The sequence below is a fragment of the Bradyrhizobium pachyrhizi genome, from assembly GCF_001189245.1.
Taxonomy (GTDB): Bacteria; Pseudomonadota; Alphaproteobacteria; order Rhizobiales; family Xanthobacteraceae; genus Bradyrhizobium; species Bradyrhizobium pachyrhizi.
The window spans coordinates 14496-31595 of record NZ_LFIQ01000028.1 but is presented as its reverse complement, the minus strand read 5'-3'; the positions used below and the strand labels follow the sequence as shown (position 1 = coordinate 31595).

The window sequence follows — 17100 nt, the reverse complement described above, 5'->3', positions numbered from 1 at the left end:
ATCTACCTCCTGGCTTTCGCCAGGACGACGTTGAGAGGCGGGACGGCTTTCGCAGCGCTACGCCTTGTCGCCGGTCGGCGAGAACAGGTAGCCGCCGCCGCGGATGGTGCGGATCACGGACGGCTTGGTCGGGTCGAATTCGATCTTGCGGCGGATGCGCATGATGCGCAGGTCGACGGCGCGGTCGAAGGCTTCCGCGTCGCGCGCATTGGCGAGTTCCAGCAGCCGCTCGCGCGACAGCACCCGCTTCGGGTTGGCCGCGAACACTTTCAGGAGGCCGAATTCGGACGCCGTCAGCGGATGCTCGTTGCCCTCGTCGTCGCGCAGCGCCTGGGCCTCGAGATCGAGCCATTTGGTGCCGAACCGCACCAGCTGCTCCTTTTCGGCCTTGGCGCTCGCCGGTTCCGGCGCCGCCGCTTTCGCCGGCCCGCTCCGTCGCAGCACCGAGCGGATGCGCGCCATCAGCTCGCGCAATTCGCAGGGCTTGGCCACGTAGTCGTCGGCGCCGAGCTCCAGCCCGACCACCCGGTCGATCGGGCTGGCAGTAGCTGTCAGCATGATGACGGGGACGTTGATCTTGCTCTTGAGGTCGCGAATGATCGACAGCCCGTCTTCCTCGGGCATGTTGAGGTCCAGCACCACGAGATCGGGCGTGCAGCCCTCGATCTCCTTGCGCAGGCTCTTGCCGCCGTCGCACAGCGTCACGCCGAAGCCGTGCATCTTGAGGTAATCGCCGACCATTTCGCGGGCCGGCGCCTCATCGTCCACGATGAAGATATGCGGGTTCTGGCTCATGATGTCTCTGTCGCCGGCAGTGTAACCGTAAAGGTCGACCCCTGTCCGGGGCCCGGGCTCTGCGCGGTCACATGGCCGCCATGCATGTCGATGATGCGCTTGACGATGGAAAGGCCGAGGCCCGTCGAGCTCTCGCCTGCGGTCGGCTTGGCCGACAGCCGCTGGAACCGGCCGAACAGCCGGCCGAGATCCTCGGGGCTGAGGCCGGGACCCTGGTCGGCGATCCGGATCACGGTGTCGTCGCCCTCATGGCTGACCGTGACTGTGATCTTGCCGCCGATCGGCGAATACTTGATGGCGTTGCTGACGAGGTTGTCGATCGCCTCGCGAATCCGGTCGGCGTCGCACATCGTGACGAATTGCTGCGGCCCCGAGACCGAGATGCTCTGCTGCTTGTTGACGGCCGAAGGCAAATTGGCCTCGGTGACCTCGTTGACGAGGGCCGCGACGTCGACCGGCTCGCGGCGGATGGTGATGTCGAAGGCATCGGCCATCGCGTCCGAGATCAGATGGTCGACCATCGAGGTCAGCCGCTTGGTCGCGTCGCGGATGTGCTCGACCTGCGACGTGACGTTTTCCTTCGGCGAGCCGGCGCCAATCAGTTCGGTCAGCATCTCGGTGCGGCCGAGGATCACGCCGAGGGGATTCTTCAGATCGTGGGCGACGGTGCCGAGGATCTCGTTCTTGAAGCCGTTGGCGCGCTGCAGCCGCAGCCATTGCGCCGAGAGCCGCCGGTTGGCCTGCATCAGGGCGCGGGTGCGCTGCGCGACGCGGTCCTCGAGCTGGGTGTTGGCCTCGTGCAGCTGCTGGTAGAGGATCACATTGTCGAACGCGATCGAAAGCCGGCTCGAGAAGATCTCGACCAGCGCACGGTCGGTGTCGGAGAGCTGGCGCTCGGCCTGCAGCAGCACCACAACCTCGCGGCCGCTGCCGGTGCGCGAATAGAGCACGCTGCGGTGGTCGGCGAACTCGTTCTTGCGGCGCTGGAATGCTTCCTCCACCATGTGCCGCAGGTCCGGATCGAGCGCCTTTGACGAGGTGGTGCCGATGAAGCGGCTGTAGCAGCCCGAGCAGGCCAGCACCGAGAAATCGGCCGCGGCCGAATTGCCGTCGTCGCGCAGCACCAGAATGCCGGCGCAGTCGACGTTGAGCAGCGAGGCGAGCTGGGTCAGCACGCCCTCGGCCAGCCGCTGCATCGACTTGAAATCGTACAGCGTCGAGGCCGCGTCGATGATGATCTCGAGCCCGCGCCGTGTCTGCACCATGCGCTCGAGTTGCTGGTAGCTGCGCAGCGCGGCCGTCAGCGACGTGAACAGCTTGTCGGCGGTGAGCTCGGTCTTCGCCTTGTAGTCGTTGATGTCGTATTGCACGATGACGCGCCGCTCCGGCGCCTGGCCGGGCTGGCCGGTGCGCAGGATGATGCGCACGGTCTCGTTCTTGATCTCGTTGCGGATGAACTCGACGAGCTCGAGGCCGGCGACGTCGGTCTCCATGATGACGTCGAGCAGCACGGCAGCGATGTCGGGGTTGTCCCGCATCAGCGTGCGGCCTTCGGCCGCAGAGTAGGCGGAGAGGATCTCCAGCGTCGAACCGTTCAGGTTGTAGTCGCTCAGCGCGAAGCGGGTGCCTTCATGGACGGCGTGATCGTCGTCGATGACGGCGACCTTCCATTTCCGGGCCGACGAGTCCTCCGGCGGGCTCTCGGTATCGTCGATCAGTTGGAGGACATCGTCCTGTTCGGCCATTGACTGCTTCCGTCGGCTGCTGCGTCAGCGATCGTGGGCTCGCCTTTGGCAGCCCCCTTGGCGATCCTGGGCATGATAATGCGAAAAGTGGTGCCTTGTCCTACCCTTGACTCCAGCATCATGCGTCCACCGAGCTGCTGGGTGACGAGGTTATAGACGATGTGGAGGCCAAGGCCCGTACCACCTTCGTTGCGGCGCGTCGTAAAGAACGGGTCGAACGCCTGCCGCTGCACGTCCGGCGTCATGCCAGCCCCGTCGTCTGCGAAGATGATCTCCACATCGTCGGCGCCGCGCCCGCGCGCCGAGATGGTGATGGTGCCGGAGCGGCCATCGGCAAAGGCATGATTGACGGCGTTGAGGAAAAGATTGGTTAAGATCTGCCCATAGGCGCCGGGATAGCCGTCGATCAAGAGCCCCTCGGGCACATCAACCGACAGCGCGATCGCGGCCTTCTTCAGCACCGGCCGCAGGCTCGCCACGATCTGGTCGGTGGATTCGCTCAAGGCGAACTGGCGGCGCTCGGCATGCGAGCGATCGACGGCGACCTGCTTGAACGACTGGATCAGCTCGCCGGCGCGCGTCAGGTTCGAGACCAGTTGCTGCGATGCATCACGCGAGGCGCGCACGAACTCGTCGAGCTTGGAGCGGCGCAGCGGCTCGGTCTTCAAATCGTTCTCGAACATCTCGCTGCGGCGGGCGAAGCTCGAGGCCACCGTCAGGCTGATGCCGATCGGGTTGTTGACCTCGTGGGCGACGCCGGCAACGAGGCCGCCGAGCGCCGCGAGGCGTTCGGCATCGATCAGGTTCTGCTGTGCGGTATTGAGCTCGAGCAGCGCGCTTTCGGCCTCCTCCTTGGCGGTGCGCAGCTCGTCCTCGGTCTTCCGCTTGGCGATCGCGTTTTCGCGAAACACTTCGACCGCACGCGCCATGGCGCCGACCTCGTCCTTGGCCGACGTGCCCTGCACCGGCCGGTCGAGGTCCCCCGAGGTGATGGTGCGCATCGCGGCCATGATCTGCGCCAGCGGCAGCCGGATCGACAGCGCGATCATGACGCCGGCCGACATGATGACGCCGAGGAAGATCACGGCAATCGACAGCACCCGGCGCGAGATCGAGGTCAGCGTCTTGTCGAACGTCTCCTGCGCCTTCTGCTCGCGCTGGCGCATCTTCACCGAGAGATCGTCGATCGCGCCGATCGCATCCGCCTGGCTGGCGTCGATCGAGTTGCGCAGCAGATCGGTGCGGTTGGTGAGCTGCTCGCTGAGCTTGCCGAGCCCGTCGCGCAGCTCGGCGGTCTTGACCTTGAGCCGCGCCAGCGCCATGCGCTGCAGATCGTTTTCGGCCAGATCGGTCATGACGGGAATCGTCCGCTCGATCGTATCGATGTTGCGGCGGGCTTCCTCCGCCGACGAGGAGGCAAGCGAGAGATAGTAGGCGTTGGCGGCAACCAGCAGCGAGGTGAAGGCTTCGCGCGACTTGCCGAGCGCGGGCCAGATCAGCGCATCGCGATGGCCGGTCGCGCCCTCGATGATCGAATAGAGCCCGGCCATGTCCTTGGTCGGCGACAGCACCTGCTCGTCATAGGTCTTGGCGATCCTGGTCTGCACGGTGCGCAGTTCGCCGAAGCCGTCGAGGAAGCGGCTGGTGACGCGCTCCAGCTCCTCGACCGAGCCTGACAGCATCGGGTCGGTCGAGGCCCGGTTGGTCAGCGTGCCGAGCACGGCCTCGCGGAGCAGCAGGATTTCAGCGAACAGATCCGGGCTCGGCTGGTTGATGTAGCGATGGATCAGGTTCTGCAGACGGCTGGTCTCGCTTTCGAGCTTGGCCAGGATCTTGTCGGATTCCCGCACCTGGCGGACATCCTCCCAGGCCGAGCCGAGCACCTTCGAGCCGTTCCAGATCAGTACCGCCAGCACGATCACGACCGCGGAGTTGAGCAGGGCGATCGAAAGGATGCGCCAGCGGATCGGGACCGCACGCAGCAACTGGACGATGCGGAAACGGCCCTGCGGCCCGAAGGCCGCCCGCCGTCGCACAGTCCCGTCCTGCTGTTGTGCGTCCAAGATCCGGTTACTCCATGTTGCGGATGCGCTCGATCAGCGCCGATATCGCAGGATCGCGCTCGGCCTCGGCGTAGATGCCGGCCATTGCGGCTTCGAACGGCTTGCGGTCGATGTCGGTCACGATCTTGACGCCGGCCAGCTCCGCCTGCTGGCGCGAGCGCTCCTCGAGCTCGCGCCACCTCTCGCGCATGTAGGCGCTGGAGCGTTGCGCGGCCTCGCGGAAGATCGTTTGCTCCTCCGGCGAGAGGCTGGCCCAGGCCTTTTGCGACATCAGCAGCACGTCCGGACTGAAAGTGTGCCGGGTCAGCGTGTAGTAGCCGGCATATTTATAGTGACCGGTGGTGACGAAGGACGCCCAGTTGTTCTCGGCGCCGTCGATCAGCCCGGTGGCGAATCCGGTCAGCACCTGGCCGTAGGGCATCTGGACCGGCTGGGCGCCGAGCGCGCGCACCATGTCCGACATCCGTTCGGATTGCTGCACGCGCACCCGCAGTCCCTTGAGGTCGTCGAGCGAACGCACCGGGCGCACGCTGTTATAGATCGAGCGGGCGCCGGAATCGTAGAAGGCCAGCCCGACGAAGCCGTGATCCCCGAGACTGTTCAGGATCTCGCTGCCGATCGGTCCATCCAGCACGGTTTGCAGGTGTTCGGGCGATCGAAACAGGAACGGCATTGCCAGCACGTTGACCGACGGCACCATTGTCCCGATCAGCGCGACATTGGTCCGGTTCAGGTCGATAGCGCCGGCCCGGGTCTGCTCCAGCGTCTCCTTCTCCTCACCGAGCTGGCGGGAATGGAAGACCACGATGCGGTGCCGGCCGGCAGTGCGTTCAGCGATCAGGCGGTCCATGTAATTCAGCGCCTGGACGGTCGGATAGTCCTCATTCTGGGTATCCGCGGTCCGGAATTCGCGCGCAAAAGCGCTCGCCGGGACCGCTGCCCATGACAGCGCGACGGCAAGCATCGTTATCCGCGAAAGGCCGGCGCGGCGGTACACAGGCTACTATTCCCCTTGTGATTTGTGTCCAGGGCGGGAAGAAAAGGTTCAACGCATTTTTAGCAGAATGGCGCTGGTTCGCCATCGGCCAAACGTTAAATCCGCGGTGCAACCTGCGGTGTCGGTTGAATCTGCGGTTGTAGCGCCTTATGAGGGCGTGTTGGCATCCGGGAACGGCTCGTCGTGAAGTTCGCTTTGAAGCTCGCCTTTAAGCTCCTGCACCTCGTCATCGCGGCTCTTCTGCTTGTGTCGCCGGCGCGAGCGGCCACCGAGATCATGTGGTGGCACGCGATGTCGGGCGAGCTCGGCAAGCAGCTCGAGAAGCTTGCCGCCGATTTCAACGCCTCGCAATCCGACTACCGGATCGTGCCCGCCTACAAGGGCAACTATACCGAGACCGTCACCGCGGCGATCTTCGCCTTCCGATCGCGCAGCCAGCCGGCGATCGTTCAGGTCAACGAGATCGCGACCGCAACCATGATGGCGGCCCGCGGCGCGATCTATCCGGTGTTCGAGCTGATGCGCGATCAATCCGAGGCGTTCGCGCCGTCGGCCTATCTGCCCGCGGTGGCCGGCTATTATGCCGATGTCGACGGCAACATGCTGTCGTTCCCCTTCAATGCCTCGACGCCGATCCTCTACTACAACAAGGATATGTTCCGCTCCGCCGGGCTCGATCCGAGTGTGCCGCCGAGGACCTGGCCGGAGCTCGGCGTCGTGGCCAAGCGGCTGCGCGCGGCGGGCGCGATGTGCGGCGTGACCACGTCATGGCCGTCCTGGATCAATGTCGAGAACTTCTCCGCCTTCCACAACCTGCCGATCGCAACCAAGGCCAACGGGTTTTCCGGGCTCGACGCCCAGCTGATCTTCAACAATCCGCTGGTGGTGCGCCACATCGCGCAGCTCGCGCAGTGGCAGGCCGACAAGACCTTCGACTACAGCGGCCGCGGGCAGGCGGCCGAGCCGCGCTTCCAGAAAGGCGAGTGCGGCATCTTCATCGGCTCGTCGGGCACGCGCGCCGACATCAAGGCCAATTCCAAATTCGAGGTCGGCTACGGCATGATGCCGTACGAACCCGACGTGCAGGGCGCGCCGCAGAACTCGATCATCGGCGGCGCGACGCTGTGGGTGCTGCGCGACCGGCCGCGCGCCGAATATGCCGGCGTGGCGAAGTTCTTCGCCTATCTGTCGCGGCCGGAGGTGCAGGCCACCTGGCACCAGAACACGGGCTACCTGCCGATCACCCGCGCCGCATTCGATCTGACCCGCGCGCAGGGTTTCTACGATCGCAATCCCGGCGCCTCGATCTCGATCGAGGAGGTGACGCTGAAGCCACCGACCGACAATTCGAAGGGCATCCGGCTCGGCTCGTTCGTCCTGATCCGCGACGTGATCGAGGAGGAGCTCGAGCAGGTGTTCGCCGGCAAGCGATCGGCGCAGGCCGCGATGGACAACGCCGTCGAGCGCGGCAACCGCCTCTTGCGCCAGTTCGAGCGCGCCAATCCGGACCGGTGAGGGAATGCGTTGTCTTACCTCCCCCTTGAAAAGGGGAGGTCGCTTTGCTCGCAGAGCAAAGCGGGTGGGGATCTGCTCTCTCCACGAGCGATCACGCCTGTGGCAGACCCCCATCCCGACCTTCCCCCTTTCAGGGGGAAGGAGAAGAGTTCGTAGCTCGGATGAAGCGAAGCGAAATCCGGGGCCGGTCTTTTAGGTGGCGCAGAATCCCGGATTGCGCTGCGCTGCATCCGGGCTACGATGACATCGCGAATGCCGCTTCCTCTCCTCACCGACTACGACAGCTACCGCGCCTGGCGCGGCGACACGTCGCGCTGGCTGCCGGTCGCGCGCGATATTGCTGACGGCCACGGGCTGTCGTGCTTCGCGCCGCACGTGTTCTCGACCGGCACCAATCTGGTGGTCGGGCTGGACGATGGCCTGATCCTCAAACTCTTCCCCCCGTTTCTGCGCCCGCAATTCGTGTCCGAGCGCGGCGCGCTTGCCGAGTTGCGCGGACGGCTCGGCATTCCGATTCCTGATCTTGTCGCGCAGGGCGAGCGTGACGGCTGGCCTTATCTCGTCATCACCCGCCTGTCCGGCACCGTCGGCTCGGAGGTCTGGCCATCGTTGTCGGAAGCCGAGCGCGAGCGCGTGCTCGCCGAGATCGGGGCCGTGATCGCCGAGGTGCAGCGCGTGCCGCCCGGCGGCTTGCTCGCGATCGAGCCGCGCTGGGAGGCCTTCATGCGCGGGCAGATCGCGCAGTGCCGGGCGCGGCACGAACGGCTCGGCCTGCCGGCGAAGTTCCTCACCTCGCTCGACGATCTGCTGCGTGACGCCACTGAGCTGATCCCGATGCACGCGCCGCCGGTGATCCTGACCGGCGAATACATTCCGGAGAACTTTCTGCTCGGGCGCCGGGCCGACGGCTGGCACGTTGCCGGCCTGTTCGACTTCGGCGACGTCCGGACGGGGTGGGACGAGTACGACCTGCTCGGTCCCAGCGCCTTCATGGCCGCCGGGCATCCGCGGCTTGTGCGCAGCCTGTTCGATGGCTTCGGCATCCCGCGCACCGAGGTGACGTTCACCCTGAAGCGGCGGCTGATGGCACTCCTGATGCTGCACTCCGCCAGCGATCCGCTCCGGCACATCTGCATCGCGGGCTGGCCGGACCGGGTCGATGATCTCGTGCAACTGCAGGAGCTGATCTGGCCGGATTAGCGCGCTTCAGCGCGCGGCCTTCATTGCCGGCCACAAAGCAAGCAGAAGCCATTTCTTGCTCATCTATTGAGCATATGGCCTGCCTTTGTATGCAATCGGCGATCTGAGATTTTGTCCGATCGCGATACCGGTTGGCGTTTTCTTTCGCCCCAGCAAGGCATTAGCAGGACATAAGGTTTCGTTAAGGGTTGGCACAATCCTTGCGATCCGAGTTCCAAGGCCATTCTCAAAGGCGTTGGAGCATCACATGAAGCGTCGCGACTTCCTCAAATCGGTGTCCGGACTGGCAGCGGGGGCGTTGGCGCCGACCGCACCCGCGATCTGGTCGCCGGCCAAGGCCGATGCGCGCTCCGAGACGCTGCTGATCGTCTCCGAAGGCGGCCCCAACAATCTCGACATCCATGGCGTCGGCACCAACGTGCCGGGCTACGAGGTGTCGTGGAATTGCTACGACCGCCTGATCAGCCACGAGATGAAGAGCGGCCCTGGCGGCGTGCCCTATTACGACCGCGACAAGTTCAAGCCCGAGCTCGCCGAGGACTTCAACATCGGCGACATGTCGGTCACCTTCAAGCTGCGCAAGAACGCCAAATTCCACGACGGCACGCCGGTGACGGCCAAGGACGTCAAATGGTCGCTCGACCGTGCCGTCAGCGTCGGCGGCTTCCCGACCTTCCAGATGAGCGCGGGCTCGCTGACCAAGCCCGAGCAGTTCGTCATCGTCGACGATTATACGGTGCGCGTCGACTTCCTGAAGAAGGACAAGCTGACGATCCCCGACCTCGCTGTCATCGTGCCCTGCGTCGTCAACTCCGAGCTGGTGAAGAAGAACGCCAGCGAGAAGGATCCGTGGGGCCTCGAATTCACCAAGCAGCAGACCGCGGGCTCCGGCGCCTACAAGGTGACCAAATGGACCGCCGGCACCGAAGTCGTCATGGAACGCAACGACGAGTGGGTCTCGGGCCCGCTGCCGAAGATCAAGCGCGTGATCTGGCGCATGGTGCCGCAGGCCGGCAACCGTCGCGCGCTGCTCGAGCGCGGCGACGCCGACATCTCCTATGAGCTGCCGTTCAAGGATTTCCAGGAGATGAAGGCGAACGGCAAGCTCAACGTGGTCTCGCTGCCGTTCTCCAACGGCATCCAGTATATCGGCATGAACGTGACCAAGCCGCCGTTCGACAATCCCAAGGTACGGCAGGCGATGGCCTACGCGATGCCGTATCAGAAGATCATGGATGCGGTGCTGTTCGGCCTCGCCAACCCGATGTTCGGCGCGGCAAAGGACAAGCCGACCGAGGTCGCCTGGCCGCAGCCGACCAAATATTACACCGACATGGAGAAGGCCAAGGCGCTGCTCGCTGAGGCCGGCTACGCCAACGGTTTCGAGACCACGATCTCGTTCGACCTGAACTTCGCCGGAGTCAACGAGCCGCTCTGCGTGCTGGTGCAGGAGAGCCTCGCGCAGCTCGGCATCAAGACCACGATCAACAAGGTGCCCGGCGCCAATTGGCGCACCGAGCTCACCAAGAAGGAAATGCCCCTGTTCACCAACGTGTTCTCGGGCTGGCTCGATTACCCCGAGTACTTCTTCTACTGGTGCTATCACGGCAACAATTCGATCTTCAACACGATGAGCTACAAGTCGCCGGAGATGGACAAGCTCATCGACGGTGCACGCATCGCCGCCGCGAATGGCGACACCGCGGCCTACGACGCCGACGTCACGGGCTTCGTCGATCTCGCGTTCGCCGACATCCCGCGCATCCCGCTCTATCAGCCCTTCGTCAACGTCGCGATGCAGAAGAACGTGACGGGCTACGAATACTGGTTCCACCGCCGCCTCGACTACCGCGCGATGGCGAAGGGGTGAGGCGCTCATGCTTGCGATGATCGGCAAGCGGTTGCTGTTCGCGATCCCCTCGCTGATCGGGGTCGTGATCGTGACGTTCCTTTTGACGCGTGCGCTGCCGGGTGATCCCGCGGCGTATTTTGCTGGCCCCGCGGCCACCAAGGAGGCGGTCGACCAGATCCGGAAGAAGCTCGGCTTCGACAAGCCGCTGATCGAGCAGTTCGTGCGCTACAGCACCGATCTCGCCCACGGCGATCTCGGCTCATCGCTCACCACGGGCCAGCCGGTGGCGGCCGAACTGCGCAGCCGCCTGCCGGCGTCGGCCGAGCTCACTCTGCTCGGCCTTGTCGTCTCCATCGTGATCGCGATCCCGCTCGGCGTGCTGGCGGCGACGCGGCCGGGCTCCTGGATCGACCATCTCTGCCGCGTCACCACCACGGCCGGCGTGTCGCTGCCGGTGTTCTTCACCGGGCTCGTGCTGGTCTATGTGTTCTATTTCCGGCTCGGCTGGTCGCCGGCGCCGCTCGGCCGGCTCGACGTGTTCACCAGCGCGCCGCCGACGGTCACCGGCTTCTATCTCGTCGACGCGCTGATCGCGCGGGACTTCGAGGCGTTTCGTTCTGCGCTCAGCCAATTGATCCTGCCGGCGGTGACGCTCGCGATCTTCTCGCTGGCGCCGATCGCGCGGATGACGCGCGCCTCGATGCTGGCGGTGCTGGCGTCCGACTTCGTCCGCACCGCGCGCGCCAGCGGCCTGTCGCCCGACAAGGTGATCGTCACCTACGCCTTCCGCAACGCGATGCTGCCGGTCATCACCACGCTCAGCATGGTGTTCTCGTTCCTGCTGGGCGCCAATGTGCTGGTGGAGAAGGTGTTCGCCTGGCCCGGCATCGGCTCCTACGCGGTCGAGGCGCTGATCGCGTCCGACTTCGCGCCGGTGCAGGGCTTCGTGCTGACCATGGCGGTCATGTACGTGCTGCTCAATCTGATGATCGACATCCTCTACGGCGTGATCGATCCCCGCGTCAGGCTGGAGGGCTAGAGCATGAGCACCGTAGCTCCAACCGTCGAACCCGCAGGTCCCGCCCGCACGTCGGGGCTTGCCGCGGCGTTGGAACAGACCCGCTACGTCTTGAGCGAAAACAAGGTCACCGGATTTGCCTTCGCGCTGCTGGTCCTGATCCTGTTTGCCGCGCTGTTCGGGCCCTATATGGTGCCGTACGACCCGCTCGCCTCCGACACCGCGGCAGCGTTGAAGCCGCCGTCCGCCGCGCACTGGTTCGGCACCGATCAGCTCGGCCGCGACATCTTCAGCCGCGTCATTGTCGCGACGCGGCTCGACACCTTCATCGCGGTCGCCTCCGTCGTGCTGGTGTTCCTGATGGGCGGGCTGGCCGGCATCGCCGCCGGCTATTTCGGCGGCTGGACCGACCGCATCGTCGGCCGCATCGCCGACACCATCATGGCGTTTCCGCTGTTCGTGCTGGCGATGGGCATCGTCGCGGCGCTCGGCAACACCGTGCAGAACATCATCATCGCCACCGCGATCGTGAACTTCCCGCTCTATGCCCGCGTCGCACGCGCTGAAGCAAACGTCCGCCGCAACGCCGGCTTCGTGCAGGCGGCGCGTCTCTCGGGCAATGGCGAATACCGCATCCTGCTCGGGCACATCCTGCCCAACATCATGCCGATCATGATCGTGCAGATGTCGCTGACCATGGGTTACGCGATCCTCAACGCCGCGGGCCTGTCCTTCATCGGGCTCGGCGTCCGGCCGCCGACCGCCGAGTGGGGCATCATGGTCGCCGAGGGCGCGGGCTTCATGGTGTCGGGCGAATGGTGGATCGCGCTGTTCCCGGGCCTTGCGCTGATGATCGCGGTGTTCTGCTTCAACCTGCTCGGCGACGGCCTGCGCGACATCGTCGATCCGCAGCGGAGGACATGACGATGATCTCCAGCCTGTGCCACCTCTTCCTTCGCCTCGCCCCGCCTGCGGGGAGAGGCCGGATCGCATGGAATGCGATCCGGGTGAGGGGGAGTCTCCGCGAACTCCTCGGCCAGTTGAGTTCGCTGCTAGAGGCCCCTCACCCTAGCCCTCTAAGAGCGAGCTTCGCTCGTCTCGACCCCGTAAGAACGGGGAGAGGAAACAAAGCGCGTCAGCGGAGAACATGATGCCTGTCCCGGTCCGGTATCATGTTACTGCTCCACTGCTTTGCATGGGGTTGTTTTGCGGATTTTTGGATGACGCACCCCACGAGGAGGAGTGCGCATGACCGCCCAGCCTTTGCTCGACGTCAAAGATCTCACGGTCGAGTTCACGACGCGTCGCGGCATCGTCAAGGCGGTGCAGCACGTCGACATATCGGTCGGCAAGGGCGAGACCGTCGGCATTGTCGGCGAGTCCGGCTCCGGCAAGTCGGTGACCTCCTATGCCGTGATGCGCATCCTCGATCGCGCCGGCCGGATCGCCGACGGCTCGGTGAGGTTTTCCGGCATCGACGTCAAGGCGGCGACCGAGAGCCAGATGCGCGATCTGCGCGGCCGCGAAGTCTCGATGATCTTCCAGAACCCGCGCGCCGCGCTCAATCCGATCCGCAAGGTCGGGCACCAGATCGAGGATGTGCTGCGCCAGCATGTGCAGCAGGCGCAGGTCACCGATCGCGGCGAGAAGGCGATCGAGGCGCTGGAGCAGGTCAAGATCGCGCGCGCACGCGAGCGCTACCACGCCTATCCGTTCGAGCTGTCCGGCGGCATGTGCCAGCGCGTCGTCATCGCGCTGGCGCTGGCCTGCAATCCGCAGCTTCTGATTGCCGACGAGCCGACCACCGGGCTCGACGTCACCACCCAGAAGGCGGTGATGGATCTGATCGTCGAGCTGACCCGGCGCCGATCGATGTCGACGATCCTGATCACGCATGACCTCGGCCTTGCCGCCGCCTATTGCGACCGCGTCGTGGTGATGGAGAAGGGCCGTGTGGTCGAGACCGCCAAATCCGCCGACATCTTCGCCGCGCCCCGGCACGCCTACACCAGGAAGCTGATGCGTGCGACGCCGCGGCTCGGGGTGTCGCTACGGGATCTGTTGCCGGAGGAGGATCCTCTCGCCTCTCCCCGCGTGCGGGGAGAGGCCGACACGCTCGGCAGCGCACTTGCGCGCCAGAGCGTGGCGGGTGAGGGGGGCTCTCCGCGGGTCGTGCCCGCGGATCCGGCCCCTCACCCCAACCCTTTCCCCGTAAAGAACGAGGAGAGGGGGCCGATAGAGCCCCTCCTATCAGTCGAAAAGCTCGTGAAGGAATATCCGCGCCAGGGCGCGGGCGGGATGCTGGCAAAACTGTTCGGGCGCAAGCCGCCGGTCGAGGAAGAGACCTTCCGCGCGGTCGACGGCATCAGCTTCTCGATCGATCATGGCGAGAGCGTCGGGCTGGTCGGCGAATCCGGTTGCGGCAAGTCGACGACGTCGATGATGGTGATGCGGCTGCTGGATCAGACCTCCGGCCGCATCATGTTCGACGGCGAGGACGTCGGCGGCATCGCACCGCAGTCGTTCGCGCGGCTGCCGCGGCGCAGCCAGATCCAGATGGTGTTTCAGGATCCGACCGATAGCCTCAATCCGCGCTTCACCGCGGCGCGCGCGATCGCGGACCCGATCATGCAACTCGGCGACATCAGGGGGCGTGACGCGCTCCGCGCCCGCTGCGAGGAGCTCGCGCGGCTGGTCGGCTTGCCGGTCAATCTGTTGGACCGCTTCCCGCACCAGCTCTCCGGCGGCCAGAAGGCCCGCGTCGGCATCGCACGCGCCATCGCGCTGCACCCGAAGCTCGTGATCCTCGACGAGCCGACCGCGGCACTTGACGTCTCGGTGCAGGCGGTGGTGCTCAATTTGCTGCAGGACCTCAAGCAGTCGATGGGCATGAGCTATTTGTTCGTGTCGCACGACCTCAACGTCGTGCGCCTGCTGTGCGATCGCGTCATCGTGATGCGCGCCGGCCGCATCGTGGAGCAGGGTGCATCCGAACACGTCTTGGGCAATCCGCAGGATGCCTATACAAGGGAGCTGCTGACGGCGATTCCGCATCCGCCTCTGCCGGCGTCTTGACACATGATCCGGAAAAGTGGGGACCGGTTTTCCGAATGGATCATGCGCAAAATCGTTATTGGGAGCGAAATGACCGATCATCTCGACGACTATATGAACGCCGTTGCCCGCGCGATGGCGTTGCCGCTGGAGGACGCCTGGCGTCCGGCGGTGCGCGCCAATCTCGAGGTCTCGCTGCGGCTGGCTCGGCTGGTCGATGACTTCCCGCTGCCGGACGACGTCGTGTCGGCCGCCGTCTATTCGACCTGAGACGGCGATGTCCGAAACTCCCGTTCCCATGTCGGCCGCCGAGATCGCGCAGGCCGTATCGAGCCGCAAGATCACGGCTCTTGCTGCGACCGAGGCTGCGCTGGCGCGGATCGCGGCGCATGACAAGGTGCTCAATGCCTTCACCGACGTCACCGCCGATCGCGCGCGTGCCAGGGCCAGCGCGGTCGATGCCGCGATCGCCGCCGGTCAACCGGTCGGCCCGCTCGCCGGCGTGCCCTTCGCAGTGAAGAACCTGTTCGATGTGCAGGGTCTTCCGACCCGCGCCGGCTCGAAGATCAACCGCGATCTGCCGCCGTCGCCGCGCGACGCGACGCTGATCGAGCGGATGGAAGCGGCCGGTGCGGTGCTGGTCGGCGCACTCAACATGGGCGAATACGCCTACGACTTCACCGGCGAGAACGTGCATGACGGCCCGTCGCGCAATCCGCATGATCCGGCGCGGATGACCGGCGGCTCCTCCGGCGGCTCCGGCAGCGCCGTCGGCGGCGCGCTGGTGCCGATCGCGCTCGGCTCCGATACCAACGGCTCGATCCGCGTGCCGTCGTCATTCTGCGGCACGTTCGGCCTGAAGCCGACCTATGGCAGGCTGTCGCGCGCGCGGTCCTATCCGTTCGTCGCCAGCCTCGATCATCTCGGCCCGCTGGCGCGCAGCGTGAAGGATCTCGCGCTCGCCTATGATGCCATGCAGGGACCTGATGCCGATGATCCCGCCTGCATTGTGCAGTCGGTCGAGCCGACCTTGCCGTTGCTTGCCAATGATATTGGCGGGCTGCGAGTTGCGATCGCCGGCGGCTATTTCCAGCAGAACCTGTTTCAGGAGGCGACAGAGGCAGTCGCGCGCGTCGCGAAGGCGCTCGGTGCCACGCGGACCGTGGAGATTCCCGAAGCGGCACGCGCCCGCGCTGCGGCCTACATCATCACCACGACCGAGGGTGCCGCGCTGCATCTCGATCGCCTGCGCAAGCGTCCCAACGATTTCGATCCGGCGGTGCGCGACCGTCTCATTGCGGGCGCGATGATTCCGGCGGTCTATGTCGACAAGGCGCAAAAATTCCGCCGCTGGTATCGCGCGAAGGTGCTGGAGCTGTTCCAGTCGGTCGATGTGATCCTGGCGCCGGCGACGCCGTGCACCGCGCCGAGGATCGGTCAGGCCAGTTTCACGCTCGACGGCGTAGAGCTTCCGGTGCGCGCCAATATCGGCATCCACACCCAGCCGATCTCCTTTATCGGCTTGCCGGTGGTCGCCGTGCCAGTGCCGCTTGAACCGATGCCGATCGGCGTGCAGATCATTGCGGCGCCCTGGCGCGAGGACGTGGCGCTGCGGGTTGCCTATGCGCTGGAACAGATGGGCGTTGCGGCCGCGCCGGCGCCGAGAGGACTCTGATATGGAAATCGATCTTCCTGATGTGGTCGCCGAGGTCACGGCGCAGTTTGAGCGCTACGAGAAGGCGCTGGTGTCGAACGACGTCGCGGTGCTCGACGAGCTCTTCCACGACGACCGCCGTACGCTGCGTTACGGCATTGGCGAGAACCTCTATGGCTATGCCGAGATCATGGCGTTTCGCGCCGGACGCTCGCCGGTCGGGCTGATGCGCAAAATCGAGCGGACGGTGATCACGACCTATGGCCGCGACACCGCGATCGCCTCGACGCTGTTCTACCGGGACAGCGCACCGAGTAGAGTGGGGCGGCAGATGCAGACGTGGATTCGTTTCCCCGAGGGCTGGAGAATCGTCGCCGCCCATGTCAGCGTCATCGACGAACCCAAGAGCGTCTGAACAAGGGGGCTTTGCAAGGGTGATTGAAAGGGCGCTTCAGCCATGAGCCTGGACGATCTTCCGACCCGCGCGCCGCAACCGCCGGGCACCGAGTCCGAGCCGGCGCTGCGCCGCATCGATCGGCCGTCGTCGCTGGTCGACAAGGTCACCCGTGCCGAAGAGCTGCGGCTGCAGCTTGCCGACGAGATCGTGCGCGGCACGCTGCCGCCGGGCGCGGGGCTCGATGAGACCGACCTTGCGCGCCGCTTCAAGGTCTCGCGCACCCCGGTGCGCGAAGCGCTGCGGCAGCTTGCCGCCAGCGGCCTGATCGATGCCCGCGCGCATCGCGGCGCCGTGGTGGCGCGGCCCTCGCTTGAACGGCTCACCGGTATGTTCGAGGCGATGGCCGAGCTGGAAGCGATCTGCGCCGGCCTCGCCGCCGAGCGGATGACGCCGGCGGAGCGCCACGCGCTGGAGGCGATCCACGAGGAGTTGCGGGTGCTGAGCTACACCGGCAATCCCGAGCGGTTCCACGAGGTCAATGAGCGCTTCCACAACGCGATCTATGCCGGCTCGCAGAACGCCTATATCGCGGAGATCACGCTGGCGACGCGGGTGCGCGTGCAGCCGTTCCGCCGCGCCCAGTTCCGCAACCTCGGGCGTCTGGCAAAATCCCATGCCGAGCACGACCGCGTCGTCGTCGCCATCATGCGCGGCGACAAGATCGGCGCCGCCGCGGCGATGCGCGCCCATATCGAGCAGGTGCGCGGGGAATACGAAACCTACGCGGTGTCGGTGTAGCTTCTTCTTACC

14 protein-coding genes are annotated in these 17100 nt (G+C 65.5%); 10 read left to right on the top strand and 4 right to left on the bottom strand.

The window, feature by feature from the left end:
* Positions 1–57: 57 nt before the first annotated feature.
* The 4 genes from AKL29_RS03895 to AKL29_RS03880 are packed head-to-tail and all read right to left on the bottom strand — an operon-like array spanning position 58 to position 5567.
* Positions 58–795: a response regulator gene (locus AKL29_RS03895; protein ID WP_028333805.1), complete on the bottom strand. Its 738-nt coding sequence runs from the start codon at positions 793–795 to the stop codon at positions 58–60.
* On the bottom strand, positions 792–2540 hold the full coding sequence (locus AKL29_RS03890; protein ID WP_028333804.1) for an ATP-binding response regulator: 1749 nt from the start codon (positions 2538–2540) through the stop codon (positions 792–794). The genes AKL29_RS03895 and AKL29_RS03890 overlap by 4 nt, the downstream gene beginning before the upstream one ends.
* Positions 2510–4576 (bottom strand): sensor histidine kinase, encoded by a 2067-nt coding sequence (locus AKL29_RS03885; protein WP_028333803.1) that lies wholly within the window; start codon positions 4574–4576, stop codon positions 2510–2512. The genes AKL29_RS03890 and AKL29_RS03885 overlap by 31 nt, the downstream gene beginning before the upstream one ends.
* A 34-nt stretch (positions 4577–4610) precedes the next feature.
* Positions 4611–5567, bottom strand: coding sequence for a TRAP transporter substrate-binding protein (locus tag AKL29_RS03880; protein ID WP_050383198.1), 957 nt, complete (start codon positions 5565–5567; stop codon positions 4611–4613).
* Positions 5568–5795: 228 nt separating this feature from the next.
* Between AKL29_RS03880 and ugpB the strand changes: the two genes are divergently transcribed.
* The 10 genes from ugpB to AKL29_RS03830 all read left to right on the top strand — a co-directional run bounded on the left by ugpB (position 5796) and on the right by AKL29_RS03830 (position 17088).
* Complete coding sequence (ugpB, locus tag AKL29_RS03875) at positions 5796–7115, top strand: sn-glycerol-3-phosphate ABC transporter substrate-binding protein UgpB (protein ID WP_028333801.1); 1320 nt, start codon at positions 5796–5798, stop codon at positions 7113–7115.
* A gap of 252 nt (positions 7116–7367) precedes the next feature.
* Entirely contained in the window at positions 7368–8315 is a 948-nt protein-coding gene (locus AKL29_RS03870) for an aminoglycoside phosphotransferase family protein (RefSeq protein ID WP_050383197.1), read from the top strand.
* Between the two features lie 247 nt (positions 8316–8562).
* Positions 8563–10185 (top strand): ABC transporter substrate-binding protein, encoded by a 1623-nt coding sequence (locus AKL29_RS03865; RefSeq protein ID WP_050383195.1) that lies wholly within the window; start codon positions 8563–8565, stop codon positions 10183–10185.
* 7 nt (positions 10186–10192) lie between these two features.
* Positions 10193–11206: an ABC transporter permease gene (locus AKL29_RS03860; protein ID WP_050383193.1), complete on the top strand. Its 1014-nt coding sequence runs from the start codon at positions 10193–10195 to the stop codon at positions 11204–11206.
* A gap of 3 nt (positions 11207–11209) precedes the next feature.
* A complete protein-coding gene (locus tag AKL29_RS03855; RefSeq protein WP_050383192.1) occupies positions 11210–12109 on the top strand; it encodes an ABC transporter permease in 900 nt (299 codons plus the stop codon).
* 324 nt (positions 12110–12433) lie between these two features.
* The gene (locus AKL29_RS03850) at positions 12434–14260 is read left to right on the top strand and encodes a dipeptide ABC transporter ATP-binding protein (protein WP_050383191.1); all 1827 of its coding nucleotides are present in this window, start codon (positions 12434–12436) and stop codon (positions 14258–14260) included.
* A gap of 69 nt (positions 14261–14329) precedes the next feature.
* The gene (locus tag AKL29_RS03845) at positions 14330–14509 is read left to right on the top strand and encodes a DUF4089 domain-containing protein (protein WP_028333795.1); all 180 of its coding nucleotides are present in this window, start codon (positions 14330–14332) and stop codon (positions 14507–14509) included.
* A 7-nt stretch (positions 14510–14516) separates the two neighbouring features.
* Positions 14517–15914: an AtzE family amidohydrolase gene (locus AKL29_RS03840; RefSeq protein ID WP_050383189.1), complete on the top strand. Its 1398-nt coding sequence runs from the start codon at positions 14517–14519 to the stop codon at positions 15912–15914.
* A 1-nt stretch (position 15915) separates the two neighbouring features.
* Positions 15916–16308: an oxalurate catabolism protein HpxZ gene (hpxZ, locus tag AKL29_RS03835; protein WP_050383187.1), complete on the top strand. Its 393-nt coding sequence runs from the start codon at positions 15916–15918 to the stop codon at positions 16306–16308.
* A 42-nt stretch (positions 16309–16350) separates the two neighbouring features.
* A complete protein-coding gene (locus AKL29_RS03830; RefSeq protein ID WP_028333792.1) occupies positions 16351–17088 on the top strand; it encodes a GntR family transcriptional regulator in 738 nt (245 codons plus the stop codon).
* Positions 17089–17100: the final 12 nt, after the last annotated feature.